Here is a 21,059-nt window from a genome sequence, read left to right as displayed (position 1 = left end):
TAAGTCATTACTTGATAAACCCTTGGTAGTGGCGTTTGATCATCTGACTTTCAATCTGCTTCATTGTATCCAAGCATACCCCAACCACGATCAACAGCGATGTACCGCCGATGTAAATGGATTGCGGCAAGTTTGCAATACTACCGAAGATGAATGGCAAAATCGCAATCAGCATCAAGAACAAAGCGCCCGCCAATGTTAACCGGTTTAATGTACGAGTAATGAATACCTCAGTGTTTTTACCAGGTCGGATACCAGGAATGTAACCACCATTTTTTCTCATGTTTTCTGCCATTTGTACAGGGTTGATCTGTACGAATGTGTAGAAGTAGGTGAATCCGAGAATCAAGATAGCGTAAAGCGTCATTCCTAATGGTTGGTTGACTTGGAAGTTCTGATAAATCCAGTTAGCAAATCCTTGTCCGGATGCATCCACCCAGAACTGAGCAAGAGTTGACGGGAACATTACCAGCGATACCGCAAAGATAACAGGAATAACACCAGCAGAGTTGATTTTCAGCGGAATGTGGGTAGATTGACCACCGTACATTTTGCGTCCAACCACTCGTTTCGCATATTGCACTGGAATCTTACGAAGACCTTGCTGCATAAAGATAACCCCGACAATAATGGCGAGGACCACCAATAGGATAAGCAGAACTTTGACGATGCTGAAAAAGATATTTACAGATGGATCACCAAACATCGTGGTGTAAATCGTTGAAGCTGCATTAGGCAATCCAGCAACGATCCCGGCAACGATCAGGATCGAAATCCCGTTACCGATACCCTTCTCCGTAATCTGTTCCCCCATCCACATCATGAATGCGGTCCCAGCTGTCAAAGTCAACGCAATGAGTGCATAGCTACTAACCGACGTGTCGTTTAGCAATCCAGGCGCCATATTGTTGAATCCAATCGTCATCCCTACAGACTGAATCAAACCAAGGATGATGGTAGCGTAACGGGTAACGGTGGCAATCTTGCGACGGCCAACTTCCCCTTCACGAGCCCATTGCGTAAGCTTAGGCACAACATCCATGGACATCAGCTGCATGATAATCGATGCCGTAATGTACGGCATGATACCCATGGCAAAAATCGAGAAGTTTTGCAGTGCTCCACCCGAAAAGGTGTTCAACAAGCCCAGTAATTGGTTTGTGTTCTGCTGAAACAACTCGACGTTTACGTTAGGAACTGGCACGAAGCTTCCGATCCGGAAAACAACCAGCATCATGAGCGTAAAAAGGATCTTACTACGCAAGTCGCTAATCTTAAAAATGTTAGTTAAGGACGCTAACATTAGATCACCTCGGTTGTTCCACCGACTTGAGCGATCTTCTCAGCAGCAGCTCCGGAGAACTTGTGAGCTTTTACAGTCAGCTTCACAGTCAGTTCACCGTTAGCAAGAACCTTAACACCATCGCGCAGCGCACTGATAACACCCGTTTCTTTCAACAGTTCAGGTGTTACTACAGTGCCCTCTTCGAAACGGTTCAGCGCGTCCAAGCTAACAATCGCAAATTCTTTGCGGCTGATGTTAGTGAAACCACGCTTAGGCAGACGACGGTACAATGGGTTTTGACCACCCTCGAAACCAGGGCGAACACCGCCACCAGAACGAGCGTTTTGACCTTTGTGACCTTTACCAGCAGTTTTGCCAGTACCGCTACCAATACCGCGACCGATGCGCTTACGAGTGTGACGGGATCCTTCTGCAGGTTGCAGTTCATGCAATTTCATACGTTGCACCTCCTAACTAATTGAGATGTTCAATTAAGCTTCTACTTCTTTCACTTCAACCAAGTGCTTCACTTTGAAAACCATTCCACGGATTGCAGCGTTATCTTCCTTCACTACAGTGGAGTTGATTTTGCGAAGACCCAGAGCTTTTACAGTGTCTTGTTGGTCAACAGTGCGACCAATCAAGCTGCGTTTGAGGGTGATTTGCAATTTTGCCATTTTCATTCCCTCCTTATTAACCCAACAACTCGTCAACAGTCTTACCGCGCAATTTCGCGACATCTTCCGCTGTTTTCAGACGGCCGAGGCCTTCCAGCGTAGCGTTGACCATGTTGATAGGATTGTTGGAACCAAGAGACTTACTCAAAATATCGCCTACACCAGCCAGTTCGAGTACGGCACGAACAGGTCCACCAGCGATAACTCCTGTACCAGGGGCAGCAGGCTTGATGAGAACCTTACCTGCGCCAAATTGGCACAGTACTTGGTGTGGAACAGTTGTCCCTCTCATCGGTACACGAATCAATTTTTTCTTAGCATCGTCAATCGCTTTGCGAATAGCGTCTGGAACTTCTTGAGCTTTACCCATACCAGCACCTACGTGGCCGTTACGGTCTCCCACAACAACCAAGGCGCTGAAGCTCATGCGACGTCCACCTTTAACCGTTTTTGCTACACGGTTAACTGCGACTACTTTTTCTTCGAGCTCTAATTTGCTAGGGTCGATACGCATTCCTTACCCTCCTTGTTGTTAGAATTGCAGACCAGCTTCACGAGCTGCTTCTGCCAGTGCTTTAATACGTCCATGATAGATGTAACCACCGCGGTCAAAAATCACTTCAGTCGCACCTTTTTCTTGTGCACGCTTAGCGATCAGTGTGCCAACAGCTGTAGCAGCTTCCACGTTAGCGCCATTATTCAGGCCCAGCTCTTTATCCAAAGAAGATGCAGATACCAATGTTGCGCCTGTTGCATCGTCGATCAATTGAGCGTAGATGTGCTTAGAAGAACGGAATACGTTCAGACGCGGGCGAATGGTTGAACCAATCACGCGTTTGCGGATTCGCAGATGACGTTTTTTCCGAGCTTTGTTTTTATCAGCTTTCGTAAACATTAAGCGGCCTCCTTTCTCATGAAGCTAGAAGCTTATTTACCTTTTTTACCTTCTTTACGACGAACCACTTCGTTGTTGTAACGAATACCTTTACCTTTGTATGGCTCAGGTTTGCGCAGGGAACGAATCTCAGCAGCAACTTGGCCTACACGCTCTTTGTTGATACCTTTAACAATCAGAGTCGTTTGGTTAGGTACGTCGATTTCGATACCCTCTTCTGGAGTAACTTCCACTGGGTGGGAGAAACCAAGAGAGAGAGTAACGCCGTTGCCAGTTTTGGCAGCACGGTAACCTACACCGACCAATTCCAGGGTACGAGTGAAGCCTTCAGATACGCCATTTACCATGTTGGCAACCAGCGCACGAGTCGTACCATGCAGGGAACGGTGAAGTTTGTTATCGCTTGGACGCTCTACTACTACTTCGTTTTCAGCGATGTTGATTTTGATATCTTCATGGAAGCTACGAACGAGTTGACCCTTAGGGCCTTTTACCGTCAGCTCAGTACCGTTCAGAGTGAGGGTAACGCCTGCAGGGACCACGATCGGTTTTCTACCGACACGAGACATGTGGTGCACCTCCTGTGCTATTTACGATCTATTAATTACCAAATGTATGCGAGAACCTCTCCACCAACGTGTGCTTGACGAGCTTGCTTGTCAGTCATTACACCAGTGGATGTAGAGATGATCGCGCAACCGAGACCACCCAAAACCTTAGGTACTTCATTGTTCTTTGCATAAACACGAAGTCCTGGCTTGGAGATACGTTTCAGACCTGTGATGACGCGCTCGTTGCTCGCACCATATTTCAGGAATACGCGGATGATTCCTTGTTTGTTGTCTTCAACAAACTCCGCATCGCGGATGAAGCCTTCTTCTTTCAGAATGCGCGCGATTTCCTTCTTGATGGTGGACGCCGGGATTTCCACTTTCTCGTGGCGAACCATGTTGGCGTTACGAATTCGTGTCAACATATCTGCGATTGGATCAGTCATAACCATGAGAGAAAACCTCCTTCCCGTTTCAAATTACCAGCTTGCTTTTTTCACGCCTGGAATTTGACCTTTATAAGCAAGTTCACGGAAGCAAATACGGCAGAGTTTGAATTTGCGCAATACGGAGTGAGGACGTCCGCAACGCTCGCAACGAGTGTACGCGCGTACTGCAAACTTCGGCTCCCGCTGTTGCTTGATGATCATTGATTTCTTTGCCACATTCTTCCCTCCTTACGAGTGGGTTTATTTACGGAATGGCATACCCATTTGAGTCAGCAACTCACGAGCTTCCTCATCCGTTTTCGCGGAAGTAACAATAACGATGTCCATACCACGAACTTTATCAATTTTATCGTACTCGATCTCAGGGAAGATCAGTTGTTCCTTCAGACCAAGTGTGTAGTTACCGCGACCGTCAAAAGCCTTGGAAGAAATTCCACGGAAGTCACGAACACGCGGGAGAGATACGTTCATCAACTTGTCGAGGAAGTGGTACATACGCTCGCCGCGCAGAGTAACCTTCGCACCGATCGGCATACCTTCACGCAATTTGAAACCCGCGATGGATTTCTTAGCCTTTGTTACTACAGGCTTTTGACCAGCGATGATTTGCAGGTCTTCAATTGCAGTATCCAAGGACTTAGCGTTCGCTACCGCTTCGCCAACACCCATATTGATGATGATCTTTTCTACTTTCGGCACTTGCATGATGGAAGTGTAGTTGAACTTGCTCATCAAACCAGGCACGATTTCGCTCGTATACTTTTCTTTCAATCTTGTTGCCATCTAGGATATCCTCCTTTCCAACCTGACTACTTGTCGAGTACTTCGCCAGACTTTTTCGCGTACCGAACTTTCTTGCCGTTATCCAAAACTTTGTAACCGATGCGAGTAGCTTTTCCGGACTTCGGATCGATCAAAGACACGTTGGATACGTGGATAGCTGCTTCTTGAGTCACAATGCCACCTTGCGGGTTAGCTTGGGACGGACGGCTATGTTTCTTCACGAGGTTGATACCTTCAACCAGAACGCGTTCTTTCTTTGGATAAGCAGCGAGAACGCGACCTTTTTTGCCTTTATCTTTGCCCGCATTTACGATAACAGTGTCGCCTTTTTTAACGTGCATCGCTTGGTGCACCTCCTATCGAACAAACTGCCTGAGTTTTGCCGTTCAATTAGATAACCTCTGGAGCCAGAGAGATGATCTTCATGAAATCCTTGTCGCGGAGCTCACGAGCCACAGGTCCAAAGATACGAGTTCCACGAGGGGATTGATCGTCTTTGATAACTACAGCTGCATTCTCATCGAATTTGATGTAAGAACCATCTTTACGACGAACGCCACTTGCTGTGCGTACTACAACCGCTTTAACTACTTGACCTTTCTTGACAACGCCGCCGGGTGTAGCGGATTTTACGGAGCACACGATAACATCCCCGATGTTCGCCGTTTTGCGACCGGAACCACCCAGAACCTTGATGCACATGAGTTCCTTAGCACCGGAGTTGTCAGCAACAGCCAATCTCGTTTGAGTTTGGATCATTTACTGTTCCTCCTTTCGGATTTATCTATCCGAAAATCTGACTTATACGATTACTGCCTCTTCAACGATACGTACCATACGGAAACGCTTGTCTTTAGACAATGGACGAGTTTCCATGATTTCTACGATGTCGCCAACTTTTGCTGCGTTGTTCTCATCGTGAGCCTTGAACTTTTTGGAGAATTTCATGCGTTTACCGTACAATGGGTGTGTCTTGTAAGTTTCAACAAGAACAACAATGGTTTTATCCATCTTGTCGGAAACGACGCGACCTACAACGGTTCGACGCATATTGCGATCTGCGGTCATCGTTCAAACCTCCTTCCTATAATTAGCCGATTCCCAATTCTCTCTGGCGCAGGACGGTTTTCGCACGAGCAATATCCTTACGCACTTGTTTGATACGAGATGTGGTTTCGAGTTGACCCGTTGCCAACTGGAAACGAAGGTTGAACAACTCTTCTTTCAAAGAAGTAACGTTTTGTTCGAGCTCGGCAGTGGTCAAATTACGGTACTCATTAGCCTTCATGTGCGTCACCACCCACTTCTTCACGCTTCACGAACTTGCACTTGATAGGCAGTTTGTGCATAGCCAGACGCATAGCTTCGCGAGCGACTTCTTCAGGAACACCAGCAAGTTCAAACATGATCTTGCCTGGCTTCACTACCGCTACCCATTTCTCAGGAGAACCTTTACCGGAACCCATCCGTACTTCGAGCGGTTTTTGTGTTACTGGTTTGTCTGGGAAAATTTTGATCCAAACTTTACCACCACGTTTAATGTAACGAGTCATCGCGATACGAGCTGCCTCGATCTGACGATTAGTTACCCAAGATGGCTCCATTGCTTGCAATCCGTATTCACCGAACGCAACAGTAGTACCGCCTTTTGCGTTACCTGCCATTTTCCCGCGGTGTTGTTTACGGTGTTTCACGCGTTTTGGCGTCAACATGATTACTTGCCTCCTTCCTCAGTAGCGACGTTCTTTCTCGCTGGAAGGACTTCTCCACGATAGATCCACACTTTAACACCGATGCGACCATAAGTGGTATGTGCTTCAGCAGTACCGTAGTCGATGTCAGCGCGCAATGTGTGAAGCGGAACAGTACCTTCGCTGTAACCTTCAGAACGTGCGATGTCCGCGCCGCCAAGACGACCGCTTACCAAGGTTTTGATACCTTTAGCACCAGAGCGCAGCGAACGAGTAATCGATTGCTTTTGCGCACGGCGGAAAGAAATGCGGTTTTCCAATTGGCGTGCAATATTTTCAGCTACAAGAGTAGCATCCAGATCCGGACGTTTTACTTCGTTGATGTTGATATGAACGCGTTTGCCAGTCAGTTCGGTCAAAGTTTTGCGCAGAGTTTCAACCTCTGAACCACCTTTACCAATTACCATACCAGGCTTAGCGGTGTGAATCGTAACGTTCACGCGATTAGCTGCGCGTTCGATTTCGATCGTGGATACAGCAGCATCCTTCAGACGCCCTTTTACATACTTACGGATTTTCAAGTCTTCGTGCAACAGAGTTGCGAAGTCCTTGTCAGCGTACCATTTGGACTCCCAGTCACGAATGACACCGATCCGAAGACCTACCGGGCTTACCTTTTGACCCACACGTAATCCCTCCTTATTTCTCGTTTAGTACCACTGTGATGTGGCTCGTGCGTTTATGGATGCGGCTAGCGCGACCCATAGCGCGCGGACGGAAACGCTTCAACGTAGGACCTTGGTCTACGAAGATTTTGCTCACTACCAGGCTGTTTGGATCCAGCTCGTAGTTGTGCTCAGCGTTTGCAATAGCCGATTTCAGGAGCTTTTCAACAACCGGAGAAGATGCTTTAGGCGTATGTTTCAAGATCGCCAAAGCTTCACCTACTTGCTTGCCTCTGATCAAGTCAACCACCAGGCGGACTTTACGAGACGCGATGCGAATATTGCGTGCAACTGCTTTTGCTTCCATCTTTGTACCTCCTCTCTGTCAAGAGAAAATTAGCGCTTCTTGGACTTCTTGTCGTTGTCGACGTGACCCTTGAAGGTACGAGTTGGTGCGAATTCACCCAATTTATGACCAACCATGTCTTCCGATACGTATACAGGTACATGTTTGCGGCCATCGTAAACTGCAAACGTGTGTCCTACGAAATCAGGAAAGATGGTGGAACGGCGAGACCATGTTTTGATCACGCGTTTCTCGTTCTTTTCATTTTGCTCGTCAACTTTTTTCATCAAGTGGTCATCCACGAAAGGACCCTTTTTTAAGCTACGTCCCATTAGTGAACCTCCCTTCGCCATAGGCGTTCGGTTATAGTATCAGCCTACCTTACTTTTTACGGCGGCGGATGATGTACTGGTCGGACTTGTTCTTCTTCTTACGAGTCTTGAGACCCAGGGTTGGTTTACCCCAAGGAGTAACAGGAGCCTTACGACCGATTGGAGCGCGACCTTCACCACCACCGTGTGGGTGATCGTTAGGGTTCATTACGCTACCGCGAACTGTCGGGCGAATACCCAACCAGCGGGAACGTCCTGCTTTACCGATGTTCAGCAATTCGTGATCTTGGTTACCTACTTGACCGATGGTAGCGCGGCATACGTTATGAATGCGGCGAGTTTCACCGGAAGACAGGCGAACGATTACGAATTCACCATCACGACCAAGCAATTGAGCAGAAGTACCAGCAGCGCGAACCAATTGGCCACCTTTACCAGGTTTCAGCTCGATGTTGTGGATGGTAGTACCTACCGGGATTTTCTCCATTGGCAGTGCGTTACCGATTTTGATGTCGGCATCTGCTCCGGATACAATCTGGTCGCCCACTTTCAGGTTTTGTGGAGCGATAATGTAACGCTTTTCACCGTCTGCATAGTTGATCAGCGCGATGTTAGCGGAACGGTTTGGATCGTATTCAATGGTTGCTACGCGACCAATGATACCATCTTTGTTACGTTTGAAGTCGATAATACGGTATTTACGTTTGTGACCGCCACCTTGATGACGAACGGTAATTCTACCTTGGTTGTTGCGACCAGCTTTTTTGCTGAGAGGCGCCAACAAGGATTTTTCGGGAGTCGACGTGGTGATCTCCTCGAAAGTAGAAACCGTCATTTGGCGACGACCAGGAGAAGTCGGTTTAAACTTTTTGATACCCATGTTAATACCCTCCTTTTCGGTAGTCGTCGAGGTTATACTCCCTCGTAGAAGGCCAATTCTTTGCTGTCATCAGTCAGCTTAACGATTGCTTTCTTCCACTCGGACGTGTAACCGGAGTATTTTCCGTAGCGTTTTGGTTTAGCAGGTACACGAACTGTGTTAACTGCTTCTACTTTTACGCCAAATACTTTTTCAACTGCTTGTTTGATTTCTGTCTTGTTGGCTTTGAGAGGTACTTCGAATACGTACTTTTTCTCAGCCATCATATCAGTGGTGCGCTCGGTAATGACAGGGCGTTTAAGGACATCATGAAGGCTCTTCATTAGGCGAGCACCTCCTCTACTTTCGCAATCGCTTCTTTCGTCACGATTACTTTGTCATGCGCTACCAGATCAAGAACGTTAATGCCTGCAGCATCTACGATTTTTGCACCTGGAATATTGCGGGAAGCAAGAGCTACGTTTTGGTCGTACTCGGAAGTAACGATCAGAACTTTGCGATCTGCTTTCAAGTTGTTCAGAACAACTGTCATTTCTTTTGTTTTAGGAGCTGCAATGTTCAGAGCTTCCAAAACCAAAATTTCATTGCTTTGTACTTTTGCGGAGAGTGCGGATTTCAGTGCCAAACGGCGAACTTTACGGTTCAGTTTGTAACCGTATTTGCGCGGAGTTGGACCGAATACAACACCGCCACCTTTCCATTGCGGAGAGCGAATGGAACCTTGGCGTGCACGTCCTGTACCTTTTTGGCGCCATGGCTTGCGGCCACCACCACGTACTTCAGAACGGTTCTTTACATCATGTGTACCTTGGCGTTGGGATGCTTGTTGCATCACGATCGCATCGTACAGAACTGCGCTGTTAGGCTCAATCCCAAATACGCTGTCTGCCAGATCGATTTCGCCAACTTGAGAACCGCTTTGGTTATAAAGAGCTACTTTCGGCATGTCAGTTCCTCCTTTCCTTACTAGTTCTTCTTGACTGCCGTGGAAACCAGTACGCATCCGTTTTTCGGACCAGGCACGGAGCCTTTCACGAGAATCAAGTTGCGTTCTGCGATAACTTTAACCACTTCCAGGTTTTGAATGGTAACGTTGTCTCCACCCATTTGACCTGGCAGGGTTTGGCCTTTAAATACACGACCTGGATCGACAGCACCCAAAGAACCTGGGCGGCGATGGTAGCGTGAACCGTGAGCCATAGGACCGCGGGATTGATTGTGACGTTTGATCGCACCTTGGAAACCTTTACCCTTGGTTACGCCGGCAACGTCAACGAATTCTCCCTCAGCAAAAATGTCAGCCTTCAACTCTTGACCAACCTCATAGTCAGCGAGGTTTACTCCGCGAATTTCGCGAATGAAGCGCTTAGGAGCAGTGTTAGCTTTTGCTGCATGGCCTTTTTCCGGCTTGTTAGCGCGCTGTTCTTTTTTGTCGTCGAAACCGATTTGAATTGCTTCATAACCGTCGTTCGCAACGTCTTTCTTCTGAAGAACTACGTTAGAACCTGCTTCGATAACCGTTACAGCAATCGCTGCTCCGTTTGGACCAAAAACTTGACTCATTCCAAGTTTTTTCCCTAAGATTCCTTTGGTCATTTGTGCCACCTCCTGTGCTTATTTCAGTAAAACATTTTATGTTGTATCAAGTCCCCATCGATGCGCAGGGGTGCCATTTAAGGGTTTGTTGCTTGGTATAACACGCTTATCAAGACAACGTCTGCGCGTGTATCGCTTTTTGGGACCTTACAGTTTAATCTCGATGTCTACACCAGATGGCAGATCCAGACGCATCAGAGCATCTACTGTTTGTGGTGTAGGATTCAAGATATCGATCAAACGTTTATGTGTACGCATCTCGAATTGCTCACGAGAATCTTTGTACTTATGAACCGCACGCAGGATCGTGTAAATTGCTTTCTCCGTAGGAAGTGGAATTGGACCGGATACGTTAGCACCGGAACGCTTCGCAGTGTCCACGATTTTCTCTGCGGACTGATCCAGGATTTTGTGATCATACGCCTTCAAACGAATACGAATCTTTTGCTTTGCCATTGAAGTCCCTCCTTTTTCGCCCATTTTTTAAACAGACATTTCTCCGTGGAAATATCCTGCACCCCAGTCATGGCAAAGGGCCCGGGTGTGTCAGCAACCTCCCACATCATCGCAAGTCCATGACCAACATTCAATATTGTACTAAAAAGAATTGGGCAACGCAAGTTTTTTCTTGGGTTTCCGCATATTTTTTTGTACATGGTGTGCCTACTGAATAGCTCACCTTGACCATATTACAGATTTCCGGGAAGAAAGGCAAGCGGGATTACCTGCCAACTCGCCGAGCAATCTATCTATAATAGAAGGAAGACGTTATACTTATGGTTGTAATCGTTAAGAAATGGAGGTTTTCCTCAGTGTCTGATGTGAATCAAACCCCTTATGAAATCATCGGCGGTGCAGATACCTTAGCCCGTCTTGTCGATACCTTTTACGATCTGGTAAAGCAGCATCCCGACATTACCGACCTCTTCCCTGAAGATTTAACCGAAGTGAAGGAGCGTCAATATCAGTTTTTGACACAGTTTCTCGGTGGTCCAAGCCTTTATTCGGACGCCCATGGTCATCCGATGCTGCGAGCACGACACATGCCGTTCCCTATTGGACCTATACAGGCAGAGGCTTGGCTCTCATGTATGGATAGAGCCATGTATTTGACTGGACTCGAAGGCGAGATTCGGAAACAAATCTTTGATCGTTTGCGTTTAACCGCCCACCATATGGTCAATAAGTGGGAACAATAAGAAAAAGCGTAGGACAATTACTGTTCTACGCTTTTGTTGTTAGATCAGAGGTTGTTGCCGTACTCGTAACTTTCGGTCTCACCAGGCTACGCGATCCCAAATAAACACCGCCGACTATCATACACAGCGCCAGCAAGTGTACGAGTTGAAGACTTTCTCCCAAGAATATCGCCGCAAATACCAAGCTGGCCATTGGCATTCCATTTAGGAAAACAGCCGTTCGGCTTGCCCCCAGCTGACGTATGCCATAGTTCCAGCCGATCGAGCCGACCGCAGTTGATAGTGCACCCGAAGCAAAAATCACAAGCCACTGGAAGGAAGAAACGTCCAAAGAAAGATAAAAGGAAGCAGGTTGAACAGTCAATGCAACTCCCCATAAGAAGATGACCCCAAACATTTGCGATAAAGCCGTAATTAAGAGTACCGGTACACCTCTTACGACCAACTTGCGAATGAGTAAACCACCCGTTACGTACATGAGCATGGAGAAAAACATAATCGCATCTCCCCAGCCATTCATATGAAGGCCGCCATGCTGTGAGATGACGACAATCAATACTCCTGCAAAACCCATCCCAATGCCAAGCCCTTTTTTCAACGACATGCCTTCCCCTAAGAAAAGCATCGCCAAGAGAGCAGTTGCCAAAGGATTTAATCCAAGTATAAGCGATGCATTTCCTGCCGTCGTGTATTGAACACCAGCTGCAAGCGTTATTTGATGAAGCGCGATAGAACTAGCACCGACTCCAGCTAACAAGAACCAATCTGTTTTGCTAAATCGCAGACTCTTTCTGTATATGAAGATGAGTGGCGATAAACATATCCCACCAACAGTCATGCGTATAGCGGCCACATATAATGGAGGGAACGTCGTTAAATATTTGACCATGACCACGTTCAAGCCCCACAGCGTTACAACACCTGCAAGCATAAGAAACAATAATCGCTCATTATTTTTCATCTATAGTATCCCCCATCCAATCCTGATGGTATTGTAGCATATTGCTACGAGACGCAAATTGAATGATTTTGATGGGAGTTATTTAAAAATTCGATAAAAGCGCATAAAAAAACCCGACAACCAAAGTTGTCGGGTTTTTGCGTATCAGTAAATCCTAAGCGTCGATAGAAGCTACAACACCAGCGCCTACTGTACGGCCACCTTCGCGGATCGCGAAGCGAGTACCTTGTTCCATCGCTACTGGAGCGATCAGTTCAACAGTGAACTCAGTGTTGTCGCCAGGCATGATCATTTCAACGCCTTCTGGCAGTTGGATGATACCTGTTACGTCAGTTGTACGGAAGTAGAACTGTGGACGGTAGTTAGCAAAGAAAGGAGTGTGACGTCCGCCTTCTTCTTTGGACAGAACGTAAACTTCTGCTTTGAACTTAGTGTAAGGCTTAACGGAAGCTGGCTTCGCCAAGCATTGTCCACGCTCGATGTCATTACGGTCTACACCGCGCAGAAGAGCACCGATGTTGTCACCAGCTTGAGCGGAATCCAGCAATTTGCGGAACATCTCAACGCCAGTTACAGTAGTTGTTTTTGTTTCTTCAGCCAAACCGATGATCTCAACTTGGTCACCAACTTTTACTACACCGCGCTCTACGCGACCAGTAGCAACAGTACCACGACCAGTGATCGTGAACACGTCCTCTACAGGCATCAAGAACGGCTTGTCAGTTGCGCGCTCAGGAGTTGGGATGTAGGAATCTACAGCTTCCATCAGCTCAACAATTTTCTTAGCCCAGTCACCAGTTGGGTTATCCAAAGCTTCTTTAGCAGAACCTTTGATTACTGGAGTGTCGTCACCTGGGAACTCATATTGAGACAACAGGTCACGGATTTCCATTTCAACCAGTTCCAACAACTCTTCATCGTCTACCATGTCGCATTTGTTCATGAATACTACGATGTAAGGTACGCCTACTTGCTTGGAGAGCAGGATGTGCTCGCGAGTTTGTGGCATAGGGCCATCAGCTGCGGATACAACCAGGATTGCGCCGTCCATTTGAGCAGCACCAGTAATCATGTTTTTCACGTAGTCAGCGTGACCAGGGCAGTCAACGTGAGCATAGTGACGGTTGTCAGTTTCGTACTCAACGTGTGCTGTGTTGATTGTGATACCGCGCTCTTTTTCTTCTGGAGCAGCGTCAATCGCAGCATAGTTCATTGCTTGTGCTTGACCGCTCTGTGCCAATACAGTTGTAATAGCAGCAGTCAGGGTAGTTTTACCATGGTCAACGTGACCGATAGTACCAATGTTAACGTGTGGTTTATTACGCTCAAATTTCGCTTTTGCCATGAGAGAAAAGCCTCCTTATAGATAAGGGTTTTATGGTTTGAAGAAAGGTTTACCTTACGAATGGTTGTCCCTTCAATATTGTAAACCTTTCTGGTTGCAAGATAAAGCTGTAACCTGTAATTATTCGCCTTTAGATTTCTTGATGATCTCTTCAGCGATAAATTTAGGCACTTCTTCGTAGTGGTCGATCACCATGGAGTAAACGCCACGGCCTTGGGTACGGGAACGAAGAATTGTGGAGTAACCAAACATCTCGGACAGTGGTACCATCGCACGGATTACTTGTGCATTTGCACGAGCTTCCATACCTTCGATACGACCGCGGCGGGAGTTCAGGTCGCCCATAACGTCGCCCATGTACTCTTCTGGCATTGTAACTTCTACTTTCATGATTGGCTCGAGCAGTACAGCGCCACATTTTTTCGCAGCTTCTTTCAGAGCGAGAGAACCTGCTACTTTAAATGCCATCTCGTTGGAGTCAACATCATGGTAGCTACCGTCTACGACAGTTGCTTTGATATCAACCAGCGGGAAGCCGGCGATAACACCATTTTTCATGGACTCTTCGATACCCGCTTGAACAGCAGGGATGTATTCGCGTGGTACTACACCACCAACGATTTTGTTTTCGAATTGGAAGCCTTGACCAGCTTCGAGTGGAGAGAATTCCACCCAAACGTGACCGTATTGACCACGACCACCGGACTGACGAACGAATTTACCTTCCACTTTTGCTGCGTTACGGAATGTTTCACGGTAAGCAACTTGTGGAGCACCTACGTTCGACTCGACTTTAAATTCGCGTCTCAGACGGTCTACGATAATCTCCAGGTGAAGCTCACCCATACCGGAGATGATTGTTTGACCAGTCTCTTCATCTGTGCGAGTTCTGAACGTTGGATCCTCTTCAGCCAGCTTGGACAGGCCGATACCCATCTTGTCTTGGTCTGCTTTGGATTTTGGTTCGATCGCAACAGAGATAACTGGCTCTGGGAAGTCCATAGACTCGAGGATTACAGGAGCCTTCTCATCACACAGAGTATCACCAGTTGTTGTATCTTTCAAACCTACAGCTGCAGCAATGTCACCGGAGTAAACCGTTTGGATCTCTTCACGGTGGTTTGCGTGCATTTGCAGGATACGGCCTACGCGCTCACGTTTACCTTTGGTAGAGTTGAGAACATAAGAACCGGAACTCAGTACACCGGAGTATACGCGGAAGAAAGTCAGGCGGCCTACATACGGGTCAGTCATGATCTTGAACGCAAGAGCAGAGAACGGACCGTTGTCGTCAGCAGCACGATCAACTTCTTCTTCAGTATCTGGCAATGTACCTTTGATTGCAGGGATATCTACCGGAGACGGCAGGTAAGTAACTACGTTGTCCAGCATAGGCTGAACACCTTTGTTCTTGTAAGAAGAACCGCACATTACCGGCGTCAGTTTGCACTCGATAGTACCCTTACGCAGAGCAGCACGGATTTCGTCGTTGGTCAGCTCTTCGCCTTCCAAATACTTCATCATGAGCTCTTCGTCTTGTTCTGCAGCTGCCTCAACCATCGCCATGCGAAGTTCTTCGCAACGAGCGAGCAGTTCAGCAGGAATTTCAGCAGAGTCAGAAGTTTTACCCAAATCATCGGTATATACGATTGCCTTCATTTCGATCAGGTCAACCATACCTTTGAATTGATCTTCTGCACCGATTGGATATTGGATAGCTACTGGATTTGCACCCAGGCGAGATTTGATCTGACCCAAGCACATATCAAAGTTAGCACCCATGATATCCATTTTGTTGATGTAGCACATGCGTGGTACGCCATAGCGGTCAGCTTGGCGCCATACGGTTTCGGTCTGCGGCTCAACGCCACCTTTTGCGTCAAAAACGGTTACAGCACCGTCAAGAACGCGCAGGGAGCGCTCAACTTCTACAGTGAAGTCTACGTGGCCTGGCGTATCGATAATGTTGATTCGATGGCCATTCCATTGAGCAGTAGTAGCAGCCGAAGTGATCGTGATACCACGCTCTTGCTCTTGTTCCATCCAGTCCATGGTTGCTGCACCTTCGTGCACCTCACCAATTTTATGAACGCGACCAGTGTAGAACAGAATACGCTCAGTAGTCGTCGTCTTACCAGCATCGATGTGAGCCATGATACCGATATTACGCGTATTCGGCAAAGAGAACTCGCGAGCCATTAGGTATGCTCCTTCCATACTCGAGTTTGAGAATAAACGGGTATCCAATACGGACACCCGATTCAATTCCTACCAGCGATAGTGAGCAAACGCTTTGTTCGCTTCAGCCATCTTGTGCGTGTCTTCACGCTTTTTAACTGCTGCACCGGTGTTGTTAGCAGCGTCCATGATCTCGTTAGCAAGACGTTGTTCCATGGTTTTCTCTCCACGGTTACGGGAGTAGTTAACCATCCAACGCAGGCCAAGAGTGGTACGGCGCTCCGGTTTTACTTCGATTGGTACTTGGTAGTTAGCACCACCTACACGGCGAGCTTTAACTTCCAGTACTGGCATTACGTTTTTCAGTGCTTCTTCAAACACTTCCATCGGGTTGCGACCTGTGCGCTCCTGGATGATGTCAAATGCGTTGTAGAGAATGTTCTGAGCTACACCACGCTTACCATCCAACATCAGGCGGTTAATCAAGCGAGTAACCAACTTGCTGTTGTGAATAGGATCAGGCAGCACGTCACGACGGGTTACAGGACCTTTACGAGGCATCGTATTCCCTCCTTCTTTTCGTTATAAAATCACGCCACTTCACAGGCGTTTTCTTATTTCTTTTTCGCTGCAGCAGCTGCTTGACCTGGCTTCGGACGCTTAGTACCGTACTTGGAACGACCTTGTTTACGGTTGTTCACACCAGCAGTGTCAAGTGCACCACGAACGATATGGTAGCGTACCCCTGGCAAGTCTTTTACACGACCGCCGCGCACCAGCACGACGCTATGCTCTTGCAGGTTGTGGCCAATACCACCGATGTAAGCTGTTACCTCGATTCCGTTAGTCAAACGCACACGAGCGTATTTACGCAACGCGGAGTTCGGTTTTTTCGGAGTCATGGTACCTACACGAGTGCAAACACCACGTTTTTGAGGAGAACTTTGGTTAGTTTGGCTTTTCTTGAAGCTGTTGTACCCCTTTTGAAGAGCTGGGGACTTCGACTTCACAACCTTATCCTCGCGACCTTTACGCACCAATTGGTTAATTGTAGGCATGATGTTACCTCCCTTCTTAATACCCAATCTTCAAGACCACAGATCCAGGTGAGTCATTTTTAGGTCAAATAGAAAGTCCTTGTCCAGCATTACGCAACGTGTAAGCCACAGACAAAAACATCGTTAACCACTTTTTTTAATCGCAGCAGTAGCCGCTCCCACTTCAATTCCGCACGCTTTGCCTAAGCGACGCATGGAATCTACATGAATGACTGGAACACCCTTCTCTTTGCAAAGGAGCTCGACTTTTTGGGTCAAACGCTTATCTGCATCAACAGCGATATACACTGCTTCTACCTGTTGGTTTTCAACAGCCTTGATCGTCTGCTTAATGCCGATAGTCAAGTCCTTGGCCCGCTCGACTTTTTCATAAGACATGATTCTCATATCCTCCAAAGTACTGATGTCAGGCACACTTGAATATAATATCAGGTGGGCTAGTTGTTGTCAACGCCCATCTCATATTTTTATTTAGGAAAGCGCCCACCAATCGGTGATGGGCGCTTTTCCCGTAATTACTCTACAGAAACCGCTTCTTGCTCGGCTTTTGCTGCTTCCAGCTCTGCTTCGTAATCTACTTGACTAGCAACTTTTACATTGCGGTAACGAGACATACCGGTACCTGCTGGAACCAACTTCCCGATAATAACGTTCTCTTTCAAACCTAGCAAGCGGTCCACTTTTCCTTTGATCGCTGCATCGGTGAGAACGCGGGTAGTTTCTTGGAAAGAAGCTGCCGACAAGAAGGAATCCGTCTCAAGAGATGCTTTTGTAATCCCGAGAAGAACCGGACGACCTACTGCTGGACTTCTGCCTTCCATGAGGGCTTTTGTGTTCGCTACTTCAAATTCTGGCACCTCAACATAGGAGCCTGGCAAGAGGTCTGTATCTCCGCTGTCGATGACGCGCAGTTTGCGCAGCATCTGACGAATCATAACCTCAACGTGCTTGTCGTTAATTTCTACCCCTTGCATACGGTAAACTTTTTGTACCTCTTGCAAGATGTAGTTGGAAACGCCGCGCATGCCGCGAACTTTGAGCATTTCTTTCGGGTCTACGGAACCTTCCGTGAGCTCATCACCAGCATTCAGCTTCACACCAACAGAAACCTTGATGCGAGAGCCATACGGTGCTGCATACACTTTGTTTTCCGCTTCTCCACGCACTTCGATTTCGCGACGATCTTTACCTTCGCGAATATCGACGACTTCACCATCGATCTCGGAGATGACTGCTTGCCCTTTTGGATTACGCGCTTCGAACAACTCTTGAATACGCGGCAAACCTTGGGTAATATCGTCTCCCGCAACCCCACCGGTATGGAAGGTACGCATGGTCAGCTGGGTACCCGGCTCACCAATGGACTGAGCAGCGATAATACCAACCGCTTCTCCCACTTCCACCTCGGCACCTGTCGCCAGGTTGCGTCCGTAGCACAGTTTGCAGACACCATGGCTGGTGCGGCAAGCAAGTACGTTACGGATATAGACGGAAGTAATACCTTCTTTTTCGATATACTCGGCAACCTCTTCAGAGATCTCCTCATTGCGGTGCACGATGATTTCTTTCGTCTCAGGGTGGCGCAAAGTCTCGAAGCAAGTACGTCCTGTCAGACGGTCAGACAGCTTCTCGATCTCTTCTTTACCATCCTTGATCGCTGTTACACGGATACCTTTATCTGTTCCACAATCGGTTTCGCGTACAATCACGTCTTGAGCTACGTCGACCAGACGACGAGTCAGGTAACCCGAGTCCGCTGTACGCAAGGCCGTATCGGCGAGACCTTTACGCGCACCGTGCGTGGAGATAAAGTACTCCAATACCGTCAGACCTTCACGGAAGTTGGATTTAATCGGCAACTCAATGATTCGACCAGATGGGTTGGCCATCAGACCGCGCATACCTGCCAGCTGAGTGATCTGGGATACGTTACCGCGGGCACCGGAGTTCGCCATCATGTAGATCGCATTGAACTTATCCATCGCCTTCATCAAAACTTCTGTTACTTCATCCTTCGCTTTCGACCAGATGGAGATTACACGGTCATAACGCTCGTCTTCGGTAATTAAACCGCGACGGAATTGCGTCATGACAGTTGCAACTTTCTCATCTGCAGCATCAAGGATGTCTTTTTTCTTTCCTGGTACCGCGATGTCCGCTACGGCAATCGTGATACCTGCTTTTGTCGAGTACGTGAAGCCCAGTTCCTTGATCTTGTCGAGGATCATGGACGTTTTCATCGTACCAAAGCGACGGAAGCACTCGGAAATAATAGTACCTAGGAAGCCTTTTTTTACAGCACCTGGGTCCGGGAGGTTCTTAATGAACTCAGAAACATTCGTACCTTTATCAAAGACAAAGCACTCATCTGGAACCATCGTTTGCAGGTTAGCTCTAGTCGGTGCATTGATAAACGGCATATCTGCAGGGAAGATTTCGTTGAAGATCACTTTCCCAACTGTCGTTACGATCAGTGCGTTCTCTTGACGCTCAGTAAAGCTGATTTTGTTCAGGCGTTTCGCTGGCAGAGCGATGCGCGTATGCAGGCTGATAAAGCCTTGCTGATAAGCGGCAATCGCATCGTGAGGATCGCGATAAATCGTACCCTCGCCTTTGTCACCTTCGCGTTCCAGTGTCAGGTAGTAGGAACCAAGCACCATGTCCTGGGATGGTGTTACTACCGGTTTACCGTCTTTCGGGTTCAAGATGTTCTGCGCTGCCAGCATGAGGATGCGGGCTTCCGCCTGTGCTTCAGCAGACAACGGAACGTGAACCGCCATTTGGTCACCGTCAAAGTCCGCGTTGTACGCTGTACAAACGAGTGGATGCAGACGGATCGCACGGCCTTCAACCAGAACTGGTTCGAATGCCTGGATACCCAGACGGTGCAAGGTGGGGGCACGGTTCAACAGTACCGGGTGCTCACGAATAACGTCCTCGAGAACGTCCCATACTTCTGGCTGAACGCGCTCAACCTTGCGCTTTGCGCTCTTGATGTTGTGAGCGAGGCCTTTAGAAACCAGCTCTTTCATCACGAACGGTTTGAAGAGTTCCAGTGCCATTTCTTTAGGCAAACCGCACTGATACATCTTCAGGTTAGGTCCTACAACGATAACGGAACGACCGGAGTAGTCAACACGCTTACCGAGCAGGTTTTGACGGAAACGACCTTGTTTACCTTTCAGCATGTGGCTGAGAGATTTCAAAGGACGGTTACCTGGTCCTGTTACCGGACGTCCACGACGACCGTTGTCGATGAGCGCGTCTACTGCTTCCTGCAGCATGCGTTTCTCGTTTTGTACGATAATGTCAGGAGCACCCAGTTCAAGCAGGCGCTTCAGACGGTTATTACGGTTAATTACACGGCGGTACAGGTCATTCAGGTCGGAAGTGGCAAAACGTCCACCATCCAACTGAACCATTGGACGAAGCTCTGGCGGAATAACCGGCAGTACGTCGAGAACCATCCAATCCGGGTGGTTACCGGAGTTGCGGAAAGCCTCGAGCACTTCCAGACGCTTGATCGCACGGTTGCGACGCTGGCCTTGTGCCGTTTTCAAATCTTCTTTTAACGTTTCCACGTCTTTATCCAGATCGATTTCTGCAAGCAGGCGTTTGATCGCTTCTGCTCCCATCATCGCTTGGAAGGAGTGGCCGTATTTCTCACGATAGTTGCGATACTCTTTTTCGGAGAGCAATTGCTTTTTATCGAGAGGAGTGTCACCTGGATCGGTTACTACGTAAGAAGCAAAGTAGATTACTTCCTCCAGGGAACGAGGGGACATGTCGAGTACCAAGCCCATACGGCTTGGAATCCCTTTGAAGTACCAGATGTGAGAAACTGGGGCAGCCAGTTCAATGTGCCCCATACGCTCACGCCGTACTTTGGCGCGGGTCACTTCCACGCCACAACGATCGCACACTACACCTTTATAACGAACGCGCTTGTACTTACCGCAATGACATTCCCAGTCCTTGGTTGGTCCAAAGATGCGTTCGCAGAACAAGCCGTCTTTTTCCGGTTTCAATGTGCGGTAGTTGATCGTCTCTGGCTTCTTCACTTCCCCGAAAGACCACGAACGGATCTTATCGGGGGAAGCCAGGCCGATCTTCATATATTCGAAGTTGTTCACGTCAATCACAGGGCGTTACCTCCCTTGGTACCGGA

At 47.9% G+C, this 21,059-nt stretch carries 30 protein-coding genes; 1 reads left to right on the top strand and 29 read right to left on the bottom strand.

All coding sequences use genetic code 11. From position 1 onward, the window contains the following. Positions 1-7 precede the first annotated feature (7 nt). The 22 genes from secY to rpsJ all read right to left on the bottom strand — a co-directional run bounded on the left by secY (position 8) and on the right by rpsJ (position 10,606). On the bottom strand, positions 8-1,303 hold the full coding sequence (secY, locus tag PMI05_RS01415) for a preprotein translocase subunit SecY (RefSeq protein ID WP_007716273.1): 1,296 nt from the start codon (positions 1,301-1,303) through the stop codon (positions 8-10). After that, positions 1,303-1,743 (bottom strand): 50S ribosomal protein L15, encoded by a 441-nt coding sequence (gene rplO, locus PMI05_RS01410; RefSeq protein WP_007716272.1) that lies wholly within the window; start codon positions 1,741-1,743, stop codon positions 1,303-1,305. The genes secY and rplO overlap by 1 nt, the downstream gene beginning before the upstream one ends. A gap of 33 nt (positions 1,744-1,776) precedes the next feature. Further along, the gene (gene rpmD, locus PMI05_RS01405) at positions 1,777-1,962 is read right to left on the bottom strand and encodes a 50S ribosomal protein L30 (RefSeq protein WP_007716270.1); all 186 of its coding nucleotides are present in this window, start codon (positions 1,960-1,962) and stop codon (positions 1,777-1,779) included. A 16-nt stretch (positions 1,963-1,978) separates the two neighbouring features. Beyond that, a complete protein-coding gene (rpsE, locus tag PMI05_RS01400) occupies positions 1,979-2,476 on the bottom strand; it encodes a 30S ribosomal protein S5 (protein ID WP_007716268.1) in 498 nt (165 codons plus the stop codon). 18 nt (positions 2,477-2,494) lie between these two features. Next, the gene (rplR, locus tag PMI05_RS01395) at positions 2,495-2,857 is read right to left on the bottom strand and encodes a 50S ribosomal protein L18 (protein ID WP_007716266.1); all 363 of its coding nucleotides are present in this window, start codon (positions 2,855-2,857) and stop codon (positions 2,495-2,497) included. Between the two features lie 32 nt (positions 2,858-2,889). Then, complete coding sequence (gene rplF / locus PMI05_RS01390) at positions 2,890-3,426, bottom strand: 50S ribosomal protein L6 (RefSeq protein ID WP_007716264.1); 537 nt, start codon at positions 3,424-3,426, stop codon at positions 2,890-2,892. 35 nt (positions 3,427-3,461) lie between these two features. Further along, positions 3,462-3,860 carry a 30S ribosomal protein S8 gene (rpsH, locus tag PMI05_RS01385; protein WP_007716262.1) on the bottom strand — a complete coding sequence of 133 codons (399 nt, stop codon included), beginning with the start codon at positions 3,858-3,860 and terminating at the stop codon, positions 3,462-3,464. Positions 3,861-3,887: 27 nt separating this feature from the next. Next, a complete protein-coding gene (locus tag PMI05_RS01380) occupies positions 3,888-4,073 on the bottom strand; it encodes a type Z 30S ribosomal protein S14 (RefSeq protein ID WP_007716256.1) in 186 nt (61 codons plus the stop codon). Positions 4,074-4,097: 24 nt separating this feature from the next. Continuing rightward, complete coding sequence (gene rplE, locus PMI05_RS01375) at positions 4,098-4,640, bottom strand: 50S ribosomal protein L5 (RefSeq protein ID WP_007716254.1); 543 nt, start codon at positions 4,638-4,640, stop codon at positions 4,098-4,100. 26 nt (positions 4,641-4,666) lie between these two features. After that, positions 4,667-4,981 carry a 50S ribosomal protein L24 gene (rplX, locus tag PMI05_RS01370; protein ID WP_007716253.1) on the bottom strand — a complete coding sequence of 105 codons (315 nt, stop codon included), beginning with the start codon at positions 4,979-4,981 and terminating at the stop codon, positions 4,667-4,669. Positions 4,982-5,030: 49 nt separating this feature from the next. Beyond that, positions 5,031-5,399 carry a 50S ribosomal protein L14 gene (rplN, locus tag PMI05_RS01365; protein ID WP_007716252.1) on the bottom strand — a complete coding sequence of 123 codons (369 nt, stop codon included), beginning with the start codon at positions 5,397-5,399 and terminating at the stop codon, positions 5,031-5,033. Positions 5,400-5,441: 42 nt separating this feature from the next. Beyond that, positions 5,442-5,708 (bottom strand): 30S ribosomal protein S17, encoded by a 267-nt coding sequence (gene rpsQ, locus PMI05_RS01360; RefSeq protein ID WP_007716251.1) that lies wholly within the window; start codon positions 5,706-5,708, stop codon positions 5,442-5,444. Positions 5,709-5,730: 22 nt separating this feature from the next. Continuing rightward, positions 5,731-5,928, bottom strand: coding sequence for a 50S ribosomal protein L29 (rpmC, locus tag PMI05_RS01355; protein WP_007716250.1), 198 nt, complete (start codon positions 5,926-5,928; stop codon positions 5,731-5,733). Beyond that, positions 5,918-6,352 (bottom strand): 50S ribosomal protein L16, encoded by a 435-nt coding sequence (rplP, locus tag PMI05_RS01350; RefSeq protein ID WP_007716249.1) that lies wholly within the window; start codon positions 6,350-6,352, stop codon positions 5,918-5,920. Before rplP ends, rpmC begins: the two co-directional genes overlap by 11 nt. 2 nt (positions 6,353-6,354) lie before the next feature. Next, positions 6,355-7,017, bottom strand: coding sequence for a 30S ribosomal protein S3 (gene rpsC / locus PMI05_RS01345; RefSeq protein ID WP_007716248.1), 663 nt, complete (start codon positions 7,015-7,017; stop codon positions 6,355-6,357). A gap of 13 nt (positions 7,018-7,030) precedes the next feature. Then, complete coding sequence (rplV, locus tag PMI05_RS01340; protein WP_007716247.1) at positions 7,031-7,363, bottom strand: 50S ribosomal protein L22; 333 nt, start codon at positions 7,361-7,363, stop codon at positions 7,031-7,033. A gap of 29 nt (positions 7,364-7,392) precedes the next feature. Then, complete coding sequence (gene rpsS / locus PMI05_RS01335) at positions 7,393-7,674, bottom strand: 30S ribosomal protein S19 (protein ID WP_007716246.1); 282 nt, start codon at positions 7,672-7,674, stop codon at positions 7,393-7,395. A 49-nt stretch (positions 7,675-7,723) separates the two neighbouring features. Beyond that, complete coding sequence (rplB, locus tag PMI05_RS01330) at positions 7,724-8,554, bottom strand: 50S ribosomal protein L2 (RefSeq protein ID WP_007716245.1); 831 nt, start codon at positions 8,552-8,554, stop codon at positions 7,724-7,726. A 32-nt stretch (positions 8,555-8,586) separates the two neighbouring features. After that, positions 8,587-8,877, bottom strand: coding sequence for a 50S ribosomal protein L23 (gene rplW / locus PMI05_RS01325; protein WP_007716243.1), 291 nt, complete (start codon positions 8,875-8,877; stop codon positions 8,587-8,589). Continuing rightward, complete coding sequence (gene rplD / locus PMI05_RS01320; RefSeq protein WP_007716242.1) at positions 8,877-9,500, bottom strand: 50S ribosomal protein L4; 624 nt, start codon at positions 9,498-9,500, stop codon at positions 8,877-8,879. The genes rplW and rplD overlap by 1 nt, the downstream gene beginning before the upstream one ends. Positions 9,501-9,520: 20 nt before the next feature. Beyond that, positions 9,521-10,150, bottom strand: coding sequence for a 50S ribosomal protein L3 (rplC, locus tag PMI05_RS01315; protein WP_007716241.1), 630 nt, complete (start codon positions 10,148-10,150; stop codon positions 9,521-9,523). Between the two features lie 147 nt (positions 10,151-10,297). After that, positions 10,298-10,606, bottom strand: a complete 309-nt coding sequence (gene rpsJ / locus PMI05_RS01310) for a 30S ribosomal protein S10 (RefSeq protein WP_007716236.1) — start codon at positions 10,604-10,606, stop codon at positions 10,298-10,300. Between the two features lie 356 nt (positions 10,607-10,962). Here rpsJ and PMI05_RS01305 point away from each other — a divergent pair, with 356 nt between their 5' ends. Then, positions 10,963-11,349 (top strand): hemoglobin like protein, encoded by a 387-nt coding sequence (locus PMI05_RS01305; protein WP_007716234.1) that lies wholly within the window; start codon positions 10,963-10,965, stop codon positions 11,347-11,349. Positions 11,350-11,374: 25 nt separating this feature from the next. Here PMI05_RS01305 and PMI05_RS01300 read toward each other — a convergent pair whose 3' ends face one another. The 7 genes from PMI05_RS01300 to rpoC form a co-directional block, all read right to left on the bottom strand. Continuing rightward, complete coding sequence (locus tag PMI05_RS01300) at positions 11,375-12,310, bottom strand: DMT family transporter (RefSeq protein ID WP_007716233.1); 936 nt, start codon at positions 12,308-12,310, stop codon at positions 11,375-11,377. 154 nt (positions 12,311-12,464) lie between these two features. Then, positions 12,465-13,655, bottom strand: coding sequence for an elongation factor Tu (gene tuf, locus PMI05_RS01295; protein ID WP_007716232.1), 1,191 nt, complete (start codon positions 13,653-13,655; stop codon positions 12,465-12,467). Positions 13,656-13,775: 120 nt separating this feature from the next. Then, positions 13,776-15,854, bottom strand: coding sequence for an elongation factor G (gene fusA, locus PMI05_RS01290; RefSeq protein ID WP_007716231.1), 2,079 nt, complete (start codon positions 15,852-15,854; stop codon positions 13,776-13,778). Positions 15,855-15,923: 69 nt separating this feature from the next. Beyond that, complete coding sequence (gene rpsG, locus PMI05_RS01285; protein ID WP_007716226.1) at positions 15,924-16,394, bottom strand: 30S ribosomal protein S7; 471 nt, start codon at positions 16,392-16,394, stop codon at positions 15,924-15,926. A gap of 53 nt (positions 16,395-16,447) precedes the next feature. Beyond that, the gene (rpsL, locus tag PMI05_RS01280; protein ID WP_005828873.1) at positions 16,448-16,891 is read right to left on the bottom strand and encodes a 30S ribosomal protein S12; all 444 of its coding nucleotides are present in this window, start codon (positions 16,889-16,891) and stop codon (positions 16,448-16,450) included. 123 nt (positions 16,892-17,014) lie between these two features. After that, positions 17,015-17,269, bottom strand: a complete 255-nt coding sequence (locus tag PMI05_RS01275) for a 50S ribosomal protein L7ae-like protein (protein WP_007716222.1) — start codon at positions 17,267-17,269, stop codon at positions 17,015-17,017. Between the two features lie 137 nt (positions 17,270-17,406). Then, complete coding sequence (gene rpoC, locus PMI05_RS01270) at positions 17,407-21,033, bottom strand: DNA-directed RNA polymerase subunit beta' (RefSeq protein ID WP_007716221.1); 3,627 nt, start codon at positions 21,031-21,033, stop codon at positions 17,407-17,409. Positions 21,034-21,059 lie beyond the last annotated feature (26 nt).

Source organism: Brevibacillus sp. BC25 (genome assembly GCF_000282075.1).
In the GTDB taxonomy this organism is placed as follows: domain Bacteria; phylum Bacillota; class Bacilli; order Brevibacillales; family Brevibacillaceae; genus Brevibacillus.
The sequence above is the reverse complement of the archived record's forward strand: the minus strand, read 5'-3'. Positions and strand labels throughout refer to the sequence as shown.

What these genes read in the sequence shown, in the direction of transcription:
- rplB (WP_007716245.1), bottom strand. Translation starts at nt 8,554, where the DNA reads ATGGGTATCAAAAAGTTTAAACCGACTTCTCCTGGTCGTCGCCAAATG.
- fusA (WP_007716231.1), bottom strand. Translation starts at nt 15,854, where the DNA reads ATGGCTCGCGAGTTCTCTTTGCCGAATACGCGTAATATCGGTATCATG.
- rpsS (WP_007716246.1), bottom strand. Translation starts at nt 7,674, where the DNA reads ATGGGACGTAGCTTAAAAAAGGGTCCTTTCGTGGATGACCACTTGATG.
- rplF (WP_007716264.1), bottom strand. Translation starts at nt 3,426, where the DNA reads ATGTCTCGTGTCGGTAGAAAACCGATCGTGGTCCCTGCAGGCGTTACC.
- PMI05_RS01275 (WP_007716222.1), bottom strand. Translation starts at nt 17,269, where the DNA reads ATGTCTTATGAAAAAGTCGAGCGGGCCAAGGACTTGACTATCGGCATT.
- rpmC (WP_007716250.1), bottom strand. Translation starts at nt 5,928, where the DNA reads ATGAAGGCTAATGAGTACCGTAATTTGACCACTGCCGAGCTCGAACAA.
- rplE (WP_007716254.1), bottom strand. Translation starts at nt 4,640, where the DNA reads ATGGCAACAAGATTGAAAGAAAAGTATACGAGCGAAATCGTGCCTGGT.
- rplN (WP_007716252.1), bottom strand. Translation starts at nt 5,399, where the DNA reads ATGATCCAAACTCAAACGAGATTGGCTGTTGCTGACAACTCCGGTGCT.
- tuf (WP_007716232.1), bottom strand. Translation starts at nt 13,655, where the DNA reads ATGGCAAAAGCGAAATTTGAGCGTAATAAACCACACGTTAACATTGGT.
- PMI05_RS01300 (WP_007716233.1), bottom strand. Translation starts at nt 12,310, where the DNA reads ATGAAAAATAATGAGCGATTATTGTTTCTTATGCTTGCAGGTGTTGTA.
- rpsE (WP_007716268.1), bottom strand. Translation starts at nt 2,476, where the DNA reads ATGCGTATCGACCCTAGCAAATTAGAGCTCGAAGAAAAAGTAGTCGCA.
- rplO (WP_007716272.1), bottom strand. Translation starts at nt 1,743, where the DNA reads ATGAAATTGCATGAACTGCAACCTGCAGAAGGATCCCGTCACACTCGT.
- rplD (WP_007716242.1), bottom strand. Translation starts at nt 9,500, where the DNA reads ATGCCGAAAGTAGCTCTTTATAACCAAAGCGGTTCTCAAGTTGGCGAA.
- rpsQ (WP_007716251.1), bottom strand. Translation starts at nt 5,708, where the DNA reads ATGACCGCAGATCGCAATATGCGTCGAACCGTTGTAGGTCGCGTCGTT.
- rpmD (WP_007716270.1), bottom strand. Translation starts at nt 1,962, where the DNA reads ATGGCAAAATTGCAAATCACCCTCAAACGCAGCTTGATTGGTCGCACT.
- rplC (WP_007716241.1), bottom strand. Translation starts at nt 10,150, where the DNA reads ATGACCAAAGGAATCTTAGGGAAAAAACTTGGAATGAGTCAAGTTTTT.
- rplV (WP_007716247.1), bottom strand. Translation starts at nt 7,363, where the DNA reads ATGGAAGCAAAAGCAGTTGCACGCAATATTCGCATCGCGTCTCGTAAA.
- rplR (WP_007716266.1), bottom strand. Translation starts at nt 2,857, where the DNA reads ATGTTTACGAAAGCTGATAAAAACAAAGCTCGGAAAAAACGTCATCTG.
- rplP (WP_007716249.1), bottom strand. Translation starts at nt 6,352, where the DNA reads ATGTTGACGCCAAAACGCGTGAAACACCGTAAACAACACCGCGGGAAA.
- rplX (WP_007716253.1), bottom strand. Translation starts at nt 4,981, where the DNA reads ATGCACGTTAAAAAAGGCGACACTGTTATCGTAAATGCGGGCAAAGAT.
- rpsH (WP_007716262.1), bottom strand. Translation starts at nt 3,860, where the DNA reads ATGGTTATGACTGATCCAATCGCAGATATGTTGACACGAATTCGTAAC.
- rpsG (WP_007716226.1), bottom strand. Translation starts at nt 16,394, where the DNA reads ATGCCTCGTAAAGGTCCTGTAACCCGTCGTGACGTGCTGCCTGATCCT.
- rpsJ (WP_007716236.1), bottom strand. Translation starts at nt 10,606, where the DNA reads ATGGCAAAGCAAAAGATTCGTATTCGTTTGAAGGCGTATGATCACAAA.
- secY (WP_007716273.1), bottom strand. Translation starts at nt 1,303, where the DNA reads ATGTTAGCGTCCTTAACTAACATTTTTAAGATTAGCGACTTGCGTAGT.
- rpsL (WP_005828873.1), bottom strand. Translation starts at nt 16,891, where the DNA reads ATGCCTACAATTAACCAATTGGTGCGTAAAGGTCGCGAGGATAAGGTT.
- rplW (WP_007716243.1), bottom strand. Translation starts at nt 8,877, where the DNA reads ATGAAGAGCCTTCATGATGTCCTTAAACGCCCTGTCATTACCGAGCGC.